Origin of the sequence: Anditalea andensis (assembly GCF_000714815.1) — a bacterium.
Taxonomy (GTDB): Bacteria; Bacteroidota; Bacteroidia; order Cytophagales; family Cyclobacteriaceae; genus Anditalea; species Anditalea andensis.
In genome coordinates, this window is record NZ_JMIH01000024.1 from 529,151 (window position 1) to 544,768 (window position 15,618).

A 15,618-nucleotide genomic window follows, 5' to 3' on the forward strand; every position below is an offset into this window, starting at 1 on the left:
TAGAGATGATTAATTATTGTCCAGGTGTTCTATAAGGTTGTAGACATGTTCATTCAACTCCTTCATCTTATCCATTAAAGGCTGATATCTGTTAAACTGGCTATCTACTATTCCTTTGTTGGAATCACGGTTGGAGTAATCGGTTGTCAGGTCCAGAGGGTCATTATCCTGATAAGTAAACCAGTGCCAGCCTACATTCCCTCTGCTTTTAAGCAGTTCAATGACGAAATTCTGGTAGAATTTCCCCCTGTCTTCCTGGGTGGGCACATTCCAGCCGGCTCCTGTCCGGTTGGGCAATCCTGAATCTTCCCCTTTGGTGTACCATTCTGTGATGATAAAGGGTTTTCCGGACCACTTTACCCAGTTTTCCATAATTTCCTGATCCGGTTCCCATTTTCTGTAATGGTTAATGGAAATGATATCAACATAATCACCGGCTACTTTGAAGATGGCCGGATTCTGAAGCTCTTCCTTTTCCTGGTTGAACCTGCATCCAAGGTAGAGGTGGTTGGGCGCCCATTTTCTTACTGCCGCACTGACCTTCTTGATATATGTTTCAAAATAGAAAGCTGAAAAAGCCAATCTATCTTCATCGTCAATGTTTTCCAAAGTACTTTCTGACCCCTTTCGTTCGTCCATCCATGTACGTGCGGCAATGTACCCTGGCTCATCTTTGGCCAGATATTTTAAATGCCTGTCAAGAGCATCATTTTTCCATGGGAGTTCATTGTCAGTATAGATCCCCAGCATGTATTTGTCATCCGCATATTGGGCTATAGGTTGGATGGCATTTTCTATGTACCTATCAAACTCCGGATCAAAAACCATGGCTAGATCAAAGCGGAAGTTTTGCCAACCTGCCTGTTTATATGCTCCGCCGTATTTTTTGATATGATCTGATTTATAATTTCCCATGGGGCTAACGATCACCGTATATACCAGGGGATGATCCAGTTGCCTGATCTGATCCACATCAGACCAAGCTCCCAGACCATTAAACCCATTATCTCTCAACATTTTTGATTCTGCTTTGGCCCACTGTTCGTTGTTACCATATTTGGCTTTCATGGCAGCTTGCTGTTTTTCTGACTTTCCTGCTCGGAATACAGCTATTCCTTTATGGATAAAAGGATTGCCCTCAGGATCTATGATCCACCACCTGCCTTCACGGCATTCGGTTCTGAAAAAACCTGTAGCTTTGGATTTATTGATTTCCCATCCACCAAATTGGCTGAGAGCAGGTTCTTTATTTTTATCTACCAGGTCAGCATATGTACCTATGGTTTTAGCCTGATAGTCTGCCCAATGGGGGTCATCTGCGTTTTTGCGTGCTTTTACTGTCGTATATCCATTGAGCTCCTGTGCCTCAGATGGACTGAAAGTTGCCAGGCAGCCAGCCATGGTAAAAAGAATAATGGCTTTTTTCATTTGTATTTTTTATTTTTTTTTAACGTCGCCTTCCACCTATCACATGGGTAAAGCCAAATGTGGTGAAGGGGGCATGATTGTTTTTGCTTTTATTGACCCTGGTTCTCCCATATTAAATAGATGATGAAGGGGAATAATCCTTAGTGGTAGGTTTAGGATTATTTCAGACCATTGAGAAAACCCTCATAAGTAAGTTTTTTCTCGAATTTGTCATCAAATAGAAGAGGATATTCTTTAGGGTGCCACCAGTCTGTCAGCCACGTACTTCCGTCATGAAGGCCCCAGGTGGAGATGGCAAACTTTTGGCTTTGGGGTATGGCCTCGTATGCTTCCACTATTTCTTTATAGGCATTGGCATGCTTCTGCTGTTCGGTGGTAGAATAGACAAAATTATCCGACTGGCCTGTATTGATGCGGATGTCCAGCTCCGAGATGTGGATCAAAAGGCCGGTAAGGGCCATATCTGCCAAGCCGTTTTTGATGGTGTTCCTGTTTGTAGTCTCCATATAATGCATCTGATCACCTATACCGTCCAAAGGATAGCCTTCTGATTTAAACCGGGTGGCCATAGATCTCATTGCCCCTCTCTTACCTCCCGCCAATACGACATTGTAGTCATTATAGAAAAGTTTTGCCTCAGGGTCCGCTTCTCTGGCATACCGGTAACATCTTCCATAAAATGCTACCGGATCCTTAAAGGTTTTAAATACGGGACAGTCCGTGGACCTTAGACCGCCATTATCCAGAAAAATTTCATTGGCCACATCCCAGCTGATAATTTTACCTTTGTACCGTCCCACTACTGTTTCGATATACGTTTTGACATGGCCTTCAAAGGACGCCGAATCATAATTGGCATTTTTAAACCAATTAGGAAAAGATTTATACCATACCAGGGTATGTCCATGAACCTCCATATCGTTGTCTTCGGCAAATTTTACGAGGGCATCTGCGTTAGTCCAGTTGTAATTATTGACCCCATTCCATATATGGGCCATCTTCATTTCATATTCTGCCGTAATCTGGCTGTAATGTGTTTTTAAAGTATTGGCATATGAGGCGCTGTTCAGTTCATTCCGCGTTACAGCGGCACCCACGTTAAATGCGGCCTTATGGCGGATGACCTGATCCACGGCTGTTTCTTCTTCGGGCTCTACCAGTAGAGGGTTATTCTCCTGTGTTTCTACACAGGATAAAGAGAAAGCCAGCAAAAAGATGAATACTGTTTGTTTAAGATACATTTCCATTATTTTTGGATGGGTTTAATTGTTATTTATTTATGCCTTAAAAAATGAGCAGTATGACCGGCTCACATTATCTTATACTTTAAATGATATCTGATCCCAAAGCATATAGATCAAACAAAAACATATAAGAAGTTTATAAAGGCCCTATTATAAGATTCAATAGCATAATAGGTATTTAGATCAATATCCCGGATTCTGGTTCATTACCCTTCCTGTATTGGCATCTATGACCCGCTGGGGCAGTGGAAGCAATACCTGGAAATCCTGAATGTTGGCTGCAAACCTGTTATAGAGCCGGTTTCTCTCTACTAATTTACCGGTACGGATCATCGTATGTCTCCTGTGTTCTTCCGTTACCAATTCTCTGGATCTTTCATCCAGTATAAAATCAATATTTACCTGACCGGGAGTAATTTCAGAGGCATTTGATCTTCTTCTGATCTGGTTGATCAGTTCCGCCGCAGCAGACAGGTTACCCAGTTTCATTTCTGCTTCTGCTAGCAGCAGATAGGTTTCAGCTACCCTCAAATAAACCTGGTCAGCAAAGGCATAATTGGCATTCCATAGATTCGGATCATTGTAGGTCCAATCCCACTTTCGTGTGCTGGCCCACCTGTTGTTGTTTATATTCATCTGGGATGGTGCCGTTTGGGTTCTTATGGTGTCACCGTTATTGCCGATATAATACTTTTTCACGGCAAATTCACTGAACCGGTGATCCTGCGGCTCGTAGATGCTGAAAGCCCATGCTGTAATGGCCAGTCTGCCTATTCCCCTTCCTCCGTTTTCAGGAGTATATGGGGCATACCCGTTATAATTGATGACCCAGGATCTTCTCATGGAATTGGAACTGGCACCAGGTAAACTTAAAACATCAGAATTGGGAAAAACCCAAAGTGCTTCTGTATTGCCCTGCTGGCGGGTGATGTTGCCGTCATAGAACTGATCCATGAAAGGTACTCCCGGTTGGTTGCTTCTTACTCCGAACCTCTCCGTAATCAGAGAAAAATTTCCGCTGTTGATGACCGATTCAGCTTTAGTTTTGGCCAGTTCCGGCATATCCATCCAGAGGTACATTTCTGCCAGGTAATGGGAAGCTATAGCGCCGGAAAGCTCCAAAACACTGTCAGAAACGGGAGGTAAAAACTGTTCCGCCAAAAGAAGATCCGAAACGATAAGTTCCTGTACTTCTCTTACCGGTCTTCTGTCCCAGTCATTTCTATAGTTCAGACCGTTTATCTCCTCCACTGTAATAGGTATATCACCAAACGTATATACCAAATGGCGATAAGCCCAGGCGCGGATGAGATGGGCATGACCCAATATTAGGTTTTTGTTGGCTTCAATCTGTTGGGGAGATGTTCCCTGCCAATCTATGTTTGGATTTTCTGCCCGCGCTATGACCATGTTGCAGGAGTTTATCGCCCTGTACATCAATAGGAAGACACCTGGATTGCCATCAGTATCCCCGTTCATCAATTGCATTTCAGGATTTAAATCCACGTTATATTGGTTGATACCTCGGGACCAGGATAATTCTGTATTGGCCCAGCCATTATCCACACCGATTTTCCAGCCAAATCCCAGTTCAGCAGACTGGATTTTATCTTCTCTTTCATCCCTTACAAAATCCAGTAAGGCATTGGTAGCCAGTCTGAATCCCTGATAACTCTCAAATAAATTATCTGCATAAAGATTGTCCCTGGGATCCTCTTGTAGAAAATCTTCTTCTACACATCCTATAGTTAAGCAGAAGATCAGTATCATAAATATGTATATCGATTTTTTCATTTTTTTCGTCAATTAAAACTGTACTCTAAAACCTGCAATGTAAGATTTCACGAATGGGATGCTTCTTTGGCTGCTCAGTTCAGGATCAGTTCCTTCCCAATCCGTGATAGTGACCAGATTCTTACCGTTAACATAGATTTCAGCACGGCCGAGGTTCAGCCTGCTCAGCATAGGGGAGTTTAATCTGTAACTTAAAGTGACGTCGTTTAACCTGACAAAACTGGCGTTATTGGCTCTTCCGAAATACTGCACCTGGTAGGCATTGGAATCGTCCCGGTTTGCCGGCCAGCTGTTGTTCGGGTTTTCTTCCGTCCACCATGCTCTGTTCAGGGTTCTGGTCCTTCCATCAAAGAATGGATTCATCAGCTCATTACTTCTGGTCAATCCCTGTACAGTACTGATAAAAAGCTGTAAAGAGAAATTTTTATAAGAGACAATATTGTTCAGACCGGCTATAAAGTCAGGTATTGCCCTGCCGATAAATGTTCTGTCCAAGGCATCGATTCGGCCGTCACCGTTTACATCCCTTACTCTGATATCACCCGGTCTGGCATTAGGCTGGGCGGAGTTCACGATATCATCGCCTATCTGCCAGATACCATCGAACAGATAGCTGAAGTTGACATTTAAAGGCTGGCCGATAAACCACCTATTCGCCACATCATCCGCCGGCATACCGTCTTCGTTCCTCAACCCTACATCTACTATTTCATTTTTGAAGTATGAAAACGTCAGATCAGTGGTCCATTTAAAAGCTCTGTTGTCTATGTTCACACTGGAGATCTGAAGGTCCATCCCCTGGTTTTTCGTAGCTCCGATGTTTTGGCGGATCTGTCCTGTACCATTCACCTGGGAAATATTCCTGTTGAGCAGCAGGTCAGTAGTATTGGTGATAAAATAGTCGAGTGATCCCTGGATCCTATTTCCAAATATGCCGAAGTCCATTCCGAAGTTGGTAGACCTGGACGTCTCCCATCCTAGTGAGGGGTCACCGATTCCTGAAGGGTAAAACCCAAAGGCTGTTTCCCTGCTGTCATTCAGGTAATTCTGCCCTGCCAAACCGGGGAGAGTGGAATAAGGGGCTATGGCCTGGTTTCCGTTTTCTCCATAGGACACCCTGAGTTTCATGGCACTGATCTGTGGGATTTGGGCCATAAATGGCTCTCGGTCTATGTTCCAGCCTATGGCTGCTGATGGGAATATTCCGAATTTGGTAGCTTCTCCAAATCCGGAGTAACCATCTCTTCTGGCAGTCAAGGTCAATAGGTACCTGCTGTCAAAAGAATAATTGATCCTTGCCATCTGTGAGATATAGTTCCACTGGGTATAAGCATCAGAAGGTGTCCACACCGTGGCCAGGTTGTATTGAAAATTTGTCATGATATCACTTGGAAAGCCGTTCGCTGTCAGGTTATGGTTTTTACTCCATCTCTCCTGCGCACTGTAGAGACCGGTGAATCCTATGTTATGCTTATCAAAACTCCTGTTATAGGATAGGATATTCTCTACTATCCAGTCCTCTTCTTGCCAGTTATTAGTAGTAGCCACTCCGCCCTGCTGTAGGCCTGCCCTTGTATTTCTGCCGGAATATGTATCTATAGCCCTGTACCTGTAATCATAACTTGCATTTACCCTATAAGACAGTCCGGGAATGTACGGCAGGTCTATCTCTAGATAATTATTAGTGATCAATCTCCGGGTATGGTCCTCATTCAGTTGATTAAAAGGTTCTAATGGATTTGAAAAGAAAGGATCTTCAGGCCATGGAAAGATGGTAAGCGTACGTCCATCCTCCTCAAAAGGAGTAGTCAAAGGGTTCATATTGAATGCCTGCCCGAAATTAGCGGCATTTGCACTTCTGTCCACCTTCGCCATTTGGTTACTGGTACCCAGAGTCAACCAGGGCGTGATTTTTGTATCAACATTCAGTCTTAAGGTAAACCGCTTCACATCATCATTTTTTGCCACCCCTTTAGCGTCTACATAGTTACCGGATATAAAATACCGGGTGTCATCCGTTCCTCCTGCTATAGAAAGGTTATGCTGCTGTCTTGTACCGGTTCTTGTAGCCAGATCCAACCAATCCGTATTGACTCCGTTTTCAAAAGCAGTCTGTTCTGAGGCGGTTATTATACCCTGGCCATATCGGTCTACTTTAGTTTGGTAAAAAGTATTCCCATCCATCATATCAGGAATATTGGCGATCTGATCTACCCCAAAATAGGTGTCGTAATTTATTTTGACCTTTCCCGGGGTTCCTCTTTTGGTAGTGATCAAAATCACCCCATTGGCCGCTCTCGCACCATATATGGCCGCCGATGAAGCATCTTTCAAGACTTCTAAAGATGCTATATCCATAGGATTGATTTCAGAGAGCCTGCCGTTATAGGGAATTCCGTCCAAGACAATAAAAGGTGCATTGCTGGCGGCAAGGGAATTTCTGCCTCTGATCTGTAGGTTGACTTCATCTCCTTCCACACCTGATCCTGCTGTGCTGACAGCAAGTCCAGCCACACGGCCCTGAAGGGCTTGGCCTATGGATATGGTAGGCATGGTTTCCAGCTGCTCCGCCTGATAGGAGGCCACTGCTCCTGTGATGTCACTTCTTTTCTGGGTTCCGTATCCGACTACTACTACTTCAGACAAAGCCTGCATATCAGGCGCCATGGATACATTGATCGTAGATCTGTTACCTATGGTAATACGCTGAGTGGTGTAGCCAACAAAGGAAAAGACCAAGACATCATCCGCAGAGGCACTGATGGTGAAACTTCCGTTTATATCTGTCACTACGCCTCTGGTAGTGCCTGCTACCAATACATTCACGCCAGGGATCCCCAGGTTTTGGTCCTCAGGGTCCGTTACGGTACCGGTGATGGTGCTCTGCGCAAAGCTTTGGGTTACCAAAAGCATGGCAAAGCACATCAAAATGAGTAATTTTTGAGTCATGTTATGGGTGTTTATTTGTTAATCGATGATTTCTTTTATTCAGGGGGATACCGGGACTATTCGGGGATAGGCATTGACACATAAAAGTCATCTATGTAGAAGTCATAATTATTGGCTGTTCTGACATCACCGTCACTCCTGAGTACCATGAGGGCATTGATTGCGGCCAGGTTCAGTCCCGGTCTGTTGGCTTTGAAATCAGCCAGTGGGATGGACACTTTATGCCACTCTCCATCTCTTTTAAAGCCATACTGCTCATCAGACGCGGTAAACCGTATAACAGCGTTGTTACCCGCGCTTTGCAGTCTGATGTCAAGGGTACCGGTGCTCGTGGATCTTATGGCAAAATTATAAGCCCCTGCTGCAAATTCAGATAGGTCAACTGTTCCGGATTCCGGGGTGATAGTGGCCATGGCCCAGTCCGAAGATCCATCAGTGGTAAAAGAGAGGGCCTTGGCTCCTTCATAGGTCCCGGAAGATATCTCAGAGATGGTAAACTGATTGTTTCTTTGCCACTTAATAGCAGCAGTTTCATCATGGTTGGGGTTTTCTGAATAAAAGGCCAGGGTAGGTACTTCCGGTTCTTCCGGCCCTTCTACTTCTATGGTAAATTCCTTTGTTTCTACACGGTTATCTATATAGGTCAGCGAAAGGCTGGCCAGATAAGTCCCTCCTCTAGCATACATCACCGTTACCTCCTGTTCCTCCGAAGTGGCAGGTTCACCTCCTGTAAAGGACCAGGATCTTTGATAAACCTTAGTAGAATTATCGGTAAAGACGATACTTTCTCCTGCCAGTATATCAGTGGCATTTACTGATGCTGCCATCACAGGAGGCTCAGGGAGTACCAGTTCATTTTCGCTTCCCACACAGGCTCCCAGGAGCATGGTCAAGCCCAGCATCAAAGCCGGTATTTTTTTTTGGGGTTTTGTTATTGTGCTCATGATTTTAGGTTTACTGTTTCACTTTAATAGTGGCACAATACTATCCAGGAAGGAGAAAAAGTCAGTTCATTATTGTACATATAACATGTACTATTGTTCAAAAGTAGGATGAGGCTTTATTTAGCATGTTTATTATTAAATAATATTGATCGTGTAGATTATAACAACAACATGTATGTATTCATTGCGCATTTATATTGCACATTGATATATGTGCACGGTGCCTTTTAAATATTTTATTTTCACAGTATTAATTGGGTAAAGGGATCCTAGTCCATTATGTGCTTTAAAGCCTAATGACTATCTGTATATTTCCAGAAATTTTTTTGGGGACATACCAAATTGCTTGATAAAAGAACGAGAAAAATAACTTTGGCTGCTGAATCCCACCGTATAGGCTATCTCTGTTATATTTAAAGAGCTCTCCTTTAGTAAATGGATAGCTTTTTTTAACCTTATATTTCTGATAAATTCATTTACACTCTGCCCGGTAAGCGCTTCTATTTTCAGGTATACCAATGTCCTGCTCATATTCACTCTTTGGGCTATAAAATCAGCATTGATTTTTTCCTGCTCCAGATTGGCCAGTACTATGTCAATAATGGACTGAATCAAGATCTTGTCCTTATCCTCAACCTGATCATTTTCGAAAGTAAGTTCCTGGCTGTTTTTGAACTTTTCGGCCAGTTCTTTTCTGGAATGGAGCAGGTTATTGATCCTTAATTTTAAGATTTCCAGATTAAAAGGCTTTAATATATAATCATCTGCACCAGAGGTGAGCCCTTCCAGCTGTTTTTCCCGGGCATGTCTGGCCGTAAGAAGGATCAGTGGGACATGGCTGGTTCTATGATCCGCTTTTATCCTTTGACAGAATGCTACCCCATCCATCCTTGGCATGGTAATATCACTGATGATGATATGGGGAATTTCTAAAAATGCTTTTTCCAGCCCTTCTTCACCATCGACGGCTGTGATTACCTGAAAGCCTGAGCTGAGTTCATTTTTTAAAAAATCCCTCAGTTCAGCATCATCTTCCAATATCAGTATCTTAGGGTTTTCGGATGGTTTGATACCGAGGATCATGTGGTCCATCTCTCTGTCGACAGTTTCCGATTTGATCTGACGGGTAATTGGATTGAGTAGGTGATTAGACATTTTCTGTTTTGCAAAAGGAATAGATAGGGTGAAGGTAGCCCCTTCTCCCTTTTTTGATTCCACCCGGATTTCCCCTTTGTGAAGTTCTGCCAGTTCCTTAGATAGTGCCAGGCCTATTCCGGTTCCTTTATTGACATCGGTATCTTTTCTGGGGACGCTATAGAACCGCTCAAAAATCCGTTTTAATTCTTTTTTTGGAATACCTTCCCCATCATCCTGTACTTTAATATGGACAAACCCGGTTTGCCCGTCCGGACCGTCAGGATGTTTTTCGATGATCAACTTGATATGGCCCTGCTCATGGGTGTTTTTAAAAGCATTGGATAGCAAATTGCTGATGATTTTATCCAGTTTATCTGCATCGAAAGCCATCATCAGGGAATCTACTTCAGAATGGAATTCGTAGGTGATATGGTTTTTGTTTGCCAATACCTGAAAGATGGACCATGTTTTTTTGCAAAAGGCTACGATATCACCGTTTGACGTCTCCAGTACAAGACTCCCGGCTTCCAGTTTCCGGTAATCCATCAGCTGGTTCACCAGGGTTAAAAGTTTAGCGGTATTAGTTTCTATAAGGTTATAGTGGTAGTTCTTTTCCTCCCTGTCCATATCCTCTGTGGCGCTTAATAGTTTTTCTATAGGTGCTTTTATCAGCGTAAGCGGTGTCCGGAATTCATGGGAAACATTGGTGAAGAATCTCAACTTCATCAGGTTCGTTTCTGTAGCGTTTTTTATTTCTAATTTTTCCAGTTCGATTTCATTTCGTAGCGTTTCCCTGTATAAGATGGCTTTCCTGAACAAATAAAATGTTAATGCTATCAGCACAAAATATACTCCATATGCCCATCCTGTTTTCCAAAATGGCGGACTTATCTCCAGCAATAGAAAGGTACCTGCCTCCTGTAGTACGTTATTTTCTACCAGATGTACCCTGAAGTTATATTTTCCCGGAGGAAGGTTGGTATAGGTAGCAAACCGTTTTTCCCCTACGAAATACCAGTCTTCGTCAAAACCCTCCATTTTATAGGCATATTCCAAAGGTTGGAAGGCATTATAATTCAGTCCCAAAAATTCAAAAGTGATGACTGATTGGTCATAAGACAGGTTTACCTGTGAGGTTTCTAAAATGTTTCTGACCAGTGGGGAATTATCTCCGTTTACAGTTTGGGACTTATTGAACAACTGAAAATCAACAATATATACACGCGATTTATTCTTAAAATCCACCAGACTATCCGGATGAAAGCGGATAAATCCGTTAATGCCTCCAAAGAACATTTCTCCGGTCCTGCTCTTCAGCCTGGACCTTTCATAAAATTCCTGGTTTGGAACATCATGAATGGCAAACTGCTTGATTTTTTCTGTGACAGGATTGAACCTGATGATGTCCCGGTTGGCGCTAAGCCAGAGATTGCCTTTGCTATCTTCCAATATACCCTTAATGTTAGTGGGCAAGGAAAATTTTTCACTGTACCTTTCAACTGTAAATGTCCGGCCATTTTCTATTATTTTATCCAGACCGCCTGCATTTCCTACCCATACAGTATGCCCACTGTCTTCAAATATATCAAAAGTATAATTGGAGCCTAAAGTATTTCTGTCCGCCGGATCATGTTTGATACTATGCAGCATGGTGTCATACATATATATACCGGCATAGGAAATGATCCATAATCGGTTTTTACTGTCTTCCATCATGGAAACTGCATATTCTATTCCCAATAGTTGGGGATCATAGGGTCCTGGATCAGCGGCATTATAAAATTTATGCTCTGCAGGATTATATACGGTAATGCCTTGTTTTTCATGGGTTGCCAGCCATAGGTTTCCTTTAGTATCCAGCTTCATCCCTTTTATATTTAGGCTGATCGGTTTATTGTTGATTTTTGCGCCATCCATCAGGTTTACTGCCTCGCCGGTCTTTGTATTGAAACTAAAAAGTCCCATATCCCATCCGGCGGTATAGAGCTGGTTATTGTCCCTGACTTCTATACCCAGTATACTTGGAGAAATAAATTTAGAGGTAAGTTTGTAGCGTTGGAAAGCATCCGTATCGCTGTCATACCTATTGATGCCACCCTCTTTAGTTCCTATCCATATATTCCCTTGCTCATCTTCTTGGAATACCCCGGTTTTGTTACTGCTAATGCTGGATTGGTCCAGGTGGTTATGCGCATAGTACTGAAACTCCCTGTACTTATAATTAAAATGGTTGATACCTCCTTCTTGGGTAGAAAACCACATGTTGGCATTGGAATCTTCGTAGATATTGGTGATGATATTATTGGTCAGACCCTTGCCGGTATAGGCCTCTTCCTGGATGACCGTAAAGTTTTCAGACGCAGCATTATATCTGTTTACTCCCCTGTTTCTCGTGCCTATCCAGACATTTTTTCTGCTATCTTCGTATATATAAGAAAAGGCATTGCTGCTGATGCTTCCGGGATCGTTCTCCTTGTTTATATACTTTTTTGATTCCCCTGTTATTGTATTGAACCTTATCAGTCCATCTGTAGCCCCCACCCAAAGATGGGCATTACTGTCAAAAAATATAGGCTCGTTTTTAGTAAATAGACCATCATGATATCCAGGGAACTCATACCCTGCCTTTTGGATAAGCTCATTTTCTAGATTGAGGGAGTAAAGTCCCAGGCTGTTTTGTATCAAAAGATCAGTATCACTGATCTGGAGGATTCTTCTTACATCTATGGTACCGGTATAAACCATGCCTTTAGGGAAGGTAAACCGCTTAAACGTATCGGTTATCGGATCATATTTGACCAGTCCGTAGTTTGTTCCTATCCAGACATTGTTCTGCTTATCCACTTTTATGCATCTGATAATATTTCCCGGTATGGAATGTTCATCTCCCACCACGGTACCGTACCTATAGAATTTGTCCTCAGTTATATTATATCGGGTCAGCCCATCATTGTTGGTGCCGATCCAGATATTGTTGGCATTGTCTTCTTCCAGGGAAAGAATAAAGTTGCCTGGCAAAGAATTGCTGTTGCCTGTTTCTTTCCTGTAAATTTTAAAATCATACCCGTTCCATTTGTTCAGTCCGTCATAGGTACCTATCCATATAAACCCCATTTTGTCCTCCAATACATCAGTCACATGGTTGTTGGATAAGCCATCCCTGGTAGTCAATCTGCTGATATTAAAATTATGGCGCTGGCCATATATCTGGTATGCCCATAACATCATCAGTAGTAATAGGGAGGATTTCATTCTCATTAGAAGGTGATCAAATATATGTTCCCTTTAATAGGCAAAAGGGATAAGATGATCAGAAACTTAAAGATATATTCTTATATTTCCTACCAAATAAATGAGAGTTATCGACCAGTAGAGTATCAGTAAAATTCTGATTTTACTTAATAATCCTAATATTCTGATATTAATAGTAATACATTCGGATTTCAGACTAAATATTCTTAAACACTTGGCTTTTTGATTGTATTATTTTTATTTGATTGATTATTAAATTTTGGCTTAGTATCAATCAATGGTAAGGTAGATCATGCTTAGTAAGAAATGATGGTGGGCTTCAAATTGCCCTAGCAAAGCAATGTGCCATAAATGATTGAGTTAATTTCCTGCCTAGCGAAATTGTAAATATTACTATTTGGTAGTAAGGTACCTTGAAATAAAAACCCCATGGATAAGTTGATAGAATACATATTGCATTTTGGAAATTTAAACCAAAAGCAAATAGGATTTATATCCCAGAGAGTAAGAGAACTGGAAATTAATAAGAATGAGTATTTTTCAGAGGCAGGAAAAATATCACATCAGGTTGGCTTTATTGTAGAGGGTGTGGTAAGGGTTTGCTATTATAACAATAGAGGGGAAGATATAACCCGATATTTCTTTGATGAAAACCATTTAGTGGTAGAAATGAAGAGTTTTGAAAATAATATAGAAAGCTCTGAATACATACAAGCGGTGACCGACTGCAAGTTTTTAGTCATCTCTAAGTCTGATTGGGAAGAAATTGACCAGACCATTATTGGCTGGGACACTATCGTTAAGCGGATTTTTCAAAAGACTTTAATTGAAAAATTGGAAAGTAGAAGCCCATTGGTCGCACAAGATGCCACCACCCGGTATTTGACATTTCTGGAGAAATTTCCGAAGCTTTCCAACCGAATTCCATTATCACAGCTTGCATCTTATTTGGGCATTACACAGCAATCTCTAAGCAGAATAAGAAAAAACATCCGCTGAAACACTTTTTACCATATGGTAAATGATTTCATTTCCAAAAAAAGCAACTTTACATTGTAAATTTAAATAAGAGAGATTTGAAATCAGTATTTATCACAGGAGCAAATAAAGGTGTAGGATATGAAACGGCAAGGGCGCTGTTAAAGAATGGATTTTTTGTTTATCTCGGCAGCCGCAAAATTGACAACGGTTTGGAAGCAGTAGATAAGCTTAAAACAGAAGGTTTGGACAATGTAGCAGCTATACAAATAGATGTAACCGATCAGGAATCCATAGTTGCCGCCCGTGCTGAAATAGGTGGAAAATCCAAAGTTTTGGATGCACTCATTAACAATGCCGGGATAAGTGGCGGAGGTTTCCCCCAAACAGCACTCGATTCGAACATCAATACATTTAAAGGGGTTTTCGATACGAATCTCTTTGGAGTAGTAAGGGTTACCCAGTCCTTTATCGATTTACTAAGAAAGTCCACCGAACCTCGTATTGTGAATGTATCTTCAAGTGGTTGCTCCATTACTTTGCACAGCGATCCCAGTTGGGAATTTTATGATCATAAGGCAGCAGTTTATGGTCCTTCCAAAGCAGCCATGAACATGTACACAGTATGTCTTGCCTATGAATTACGGAATACAGCCTTTAAAGTAAATGCAGTTGATCCAGGATTTGTCGCCACAGATTTTAACAATCAGAATGGGACAGATACAGCAGAAAATGCGGGCGTCCGCATTGCCAAATATGCTATGATAGGTCAGGAAGGTCCCAGTGGTAAATTTATCAGTGAATTCCATAATCCGGAAACAGGTGAAATACCGTGGTAGTCAGCAAGTATCATTTGATTTTAAATAAATTTAGAAAGTATGAAAATCCCATCATGTAACTTTGGATTTAATATTATTTATGGCGGAAATGCCCAAGCATTATATTGCTAATATAGCAGCATAGTGCATGTCACAAAGAATGAGATAGTATTTTTATGGTCCTTTCACCAATCAAATTTGGACTTTTCAACAAACTTCATTTCCTGGAAACCATAGACCTTTGTATTGTAAAATATACATAAAATGGGAAAAACAGTTTTGGTTACAGGTGCTTCAGCAGGAATTGGCAGAGCAACTGCCCTGCTGCTGGTAGAAAAAGGGTTCAATGTGTACGGTGCAGCCCGTAGGATAGAAAGAATGGATGATTTGAAAGGTTTGGGCGTCACACCTGTGGCACTGGATCTTGCCGATGATAAAAGTATGGTGCTTGCAGTCCATCAAATTATGAAAGAAGCCGGGGGGATAGATGTATTGATAAACAATGCCGGATTTGGTTCCTATGGAGCCATTGAAGATGTGTCCATGGACGATGCCCGCTATCAATTGGAGGTCAATGTGATGGGGGCTATGCGCTTGGCTCAATTGGTACTGCCCAAGATGCGTGGACAAGGTCAGGGTAAAATCATCAATATTTCTTCAGTTGGGGGCAAAGTAGCCATGCCCATGGGTGGATGGTACCATGCAAGCAAATTTGCCCTGGAAGCCCTGAGTGATAGTATGCGGATGGAAGTTAAACCTTTTGGTATAGCTGTAATCGTGGTGGAACCGGGTGCGACAAAATCGGAATGGGGTAGCATTGCGTTTGAAAGCCTAATGAGGGTTTCGGGCAATAGCCCTTACAAAGAGCTTGCCTCCAAAGTTTATAATTCCTTCGAAAAAGTAGCCGCAAATGTTTCCGCCCCTGAAACCATTGCGCAGCTTATTTTTAAAGCCATCACCACTAAGCGACCTCAGACCAGATATGTAAAATGGGATGCGAAATTATTGTTAACTTTAAAAAGCATTTTAACAGACAATATGATGGACAGATTAATTATGACCCAGGCAAAATAA

9 protein-coding genes are annotated in these 15,618 nt (G+C 42.0%); 3 read left to right on the forward strand and 6 right to left on the reverse strand.

Going from position 1 to position 15,618, the window contains the following annotated elements; translation table 11 throughout:
• Positions 1–9: 9 nt before the first annotated feature.
• From EL17_RS18620 to EL17_RS18645, 6 genes are all read right to left on the reverse strand, one after another.
• Positions 10–1,428 carry a glycoside hydrolase family protein gene (locus tag EL17_RS18620; RefSeq protein ID WP_035077396.1) on the reverse strand — a complete coding sequence of 473 codons (1,419 nt, stop codon included), beginning with the start codon at positions 1,426–1,428 and terminating at the stop codon, positions 10–12.
• 158 nt (positions 1,429–1,586) lie between these two features.
• On the reverse strand, positions 1,587–2,669 hold the full coding sequence (locus tag EL17_RS18625) for an endo-1,4-beta-xylanase (RefSeq protein ID WP_164675149.1): 1,083 nt from the start codon (positions 2,667–2,669) through the stop codon (positions 1,587–1,589).
• Between the two features lie 186 nt (positions 2,670–2,855).
• Positions 2,856–4,466, reverse strand: coding sequence for a RagB/SusD family nutrient uptake outer membrane protein (locus EL17_RS18630; protein WP_035077398.1), 1,611 nt, complete (start codon positions 4,464–4,466; stop codon positions 2,856–2,858).
• A gap of 12 nt (positions 4,467–4,478) precedes the next feature.
• On the reverse strand, positions 4,479–7,415 hold the full coding sequence (locus EL17_RS18635) for a SusC/RagA family TonB-linked outer membrane protein (RefSeq protein ID WP_035077400.1): 2,937 nt from the start codon (positions 7,413–7,415) through the stop codon (positions 4,479–4,481).
• A 56-nt stretch (positions 7,416–7,471) separates the two neighbouring features.
• Entirely contained in the window at positions 7,472–8,359 is an 888-nt protein-coding gene (locus EL17_RS18640; RefSeq protein WP_035077402.1) for a PKD domain-containing protein, read from the reverse strand.
• Positions 8,360–8,659: 300 nt separating this feature from the next.
• Positions 8,660–12,754, reverse strand: coding sequence for a hybrid sensor histidine kinase/response regulator transcription factor (locus EL17_RS18645; RefSeq protein ID WP_084166267.1), 4,095 nt, complete (start codon positions 12,752–12,754; stop codon positions 8,660–8,662).
• Between the two features lie 423 nt (positions 12,755–13,177).
• Between EL17_RS18645 and EL17_RS18650 the strand changes: the two genes are divergently transcribed.
• From EL17_RS18650 to EL17_RS18660, 3 genes are all read left to right on the forward strand, one after another.
• Complete coding sequence (locus EL17_RS18650) at positions 13,178–13,747, forward strand: Crp/Fnr family transcriptional regulator (protein ID WP_035077405.1); 570 nt, start codon at positions 13,178–13,180, stop codon at positions 13,745–13,747.
• Positions 13,748–13,824: 77 nt separating this feature from the next.
• A complete protein-coding gene (locus EL17_RS18655) occupies positions 13,825–14,565 on the forward strand; it encodes an SDR family NAD(P)-dependent oxidoreductase (protein WP_035077407.1) in 741 nt (246 codons plus the stop codon).
• Between the two features lie 243 nt (positions 14,566–14,808).
• Positions 14,809–15,618, forward strand: coding sequence for an oxidoreductase (locus tag EL17_RS18660; protein ID WP_035077410.1), 810 nt, complete (start codon positions 14,809–14,811; stop codon positions 15,616–15,618).

What these genes read in the sequence shown, in the direction of transcription:
- EL17_RS18620 (WP_035077396.1), bottom strand. Translation starts at nt 1,428, where the DNA reads ATGAAAAAAGCCATTATTCTTTTTACCATGGCTGGCTGCCTGGCAACT.
- EL17_RS18625 (WP_164675149.1), bottom strand. Translation starts at nt 2,669, where the DNA reads ATGTATCTTAAACAAACAGTATTCATCTTTTTGCTGGCTTTCTCTTTA.
- EL17_RS18630 (WP_035077398.1), bottom strand. Translation starts at nt 4,466, where the DNA reads ATGAAAAAATCGATATACATATTTATGATACTGATCTTCTGCTTAACT.
- EL17_RS18635 (WP_035077400.1), bottom strand. Translation starts at nt 7,415, where the DNA reads ATGACTCAAAAATTACTCATTTTGATGTGCTTTGCCATGCTTTTGGTA.
- EL17_RS18640 (WP_035077402.1), bottom strand. Translation starts at nt 8,359, where the DNA reads ATGAGCACAATAACAAAACCCCAAAAAAAAATACCGGCTTTGATGCTG.
- EL17_RS18645 (WP_084166267.1), bottom strand. Translation starts at nt 12,754, where the DNA reads ATGAGAATGAAATCCTCCCTATTACTACTGATGATGTTATGGGCATAC.
- EL17_RS18650 (WP_035077405.1), top strand. Translation starts at nt 13,178, where the DNA reads ATGGATAAGTTGATAGAATACATATTGCATTTTGGAAATTTAAACCAA.
- EL17_RS18660 (WP_035077410.1), top strand. Translation starts at nt 14,809, where the DNA reads ATGGGAAAAACAGTTTTGGTTACAGGTGCTTCAGCAGGAATTGGCAGA.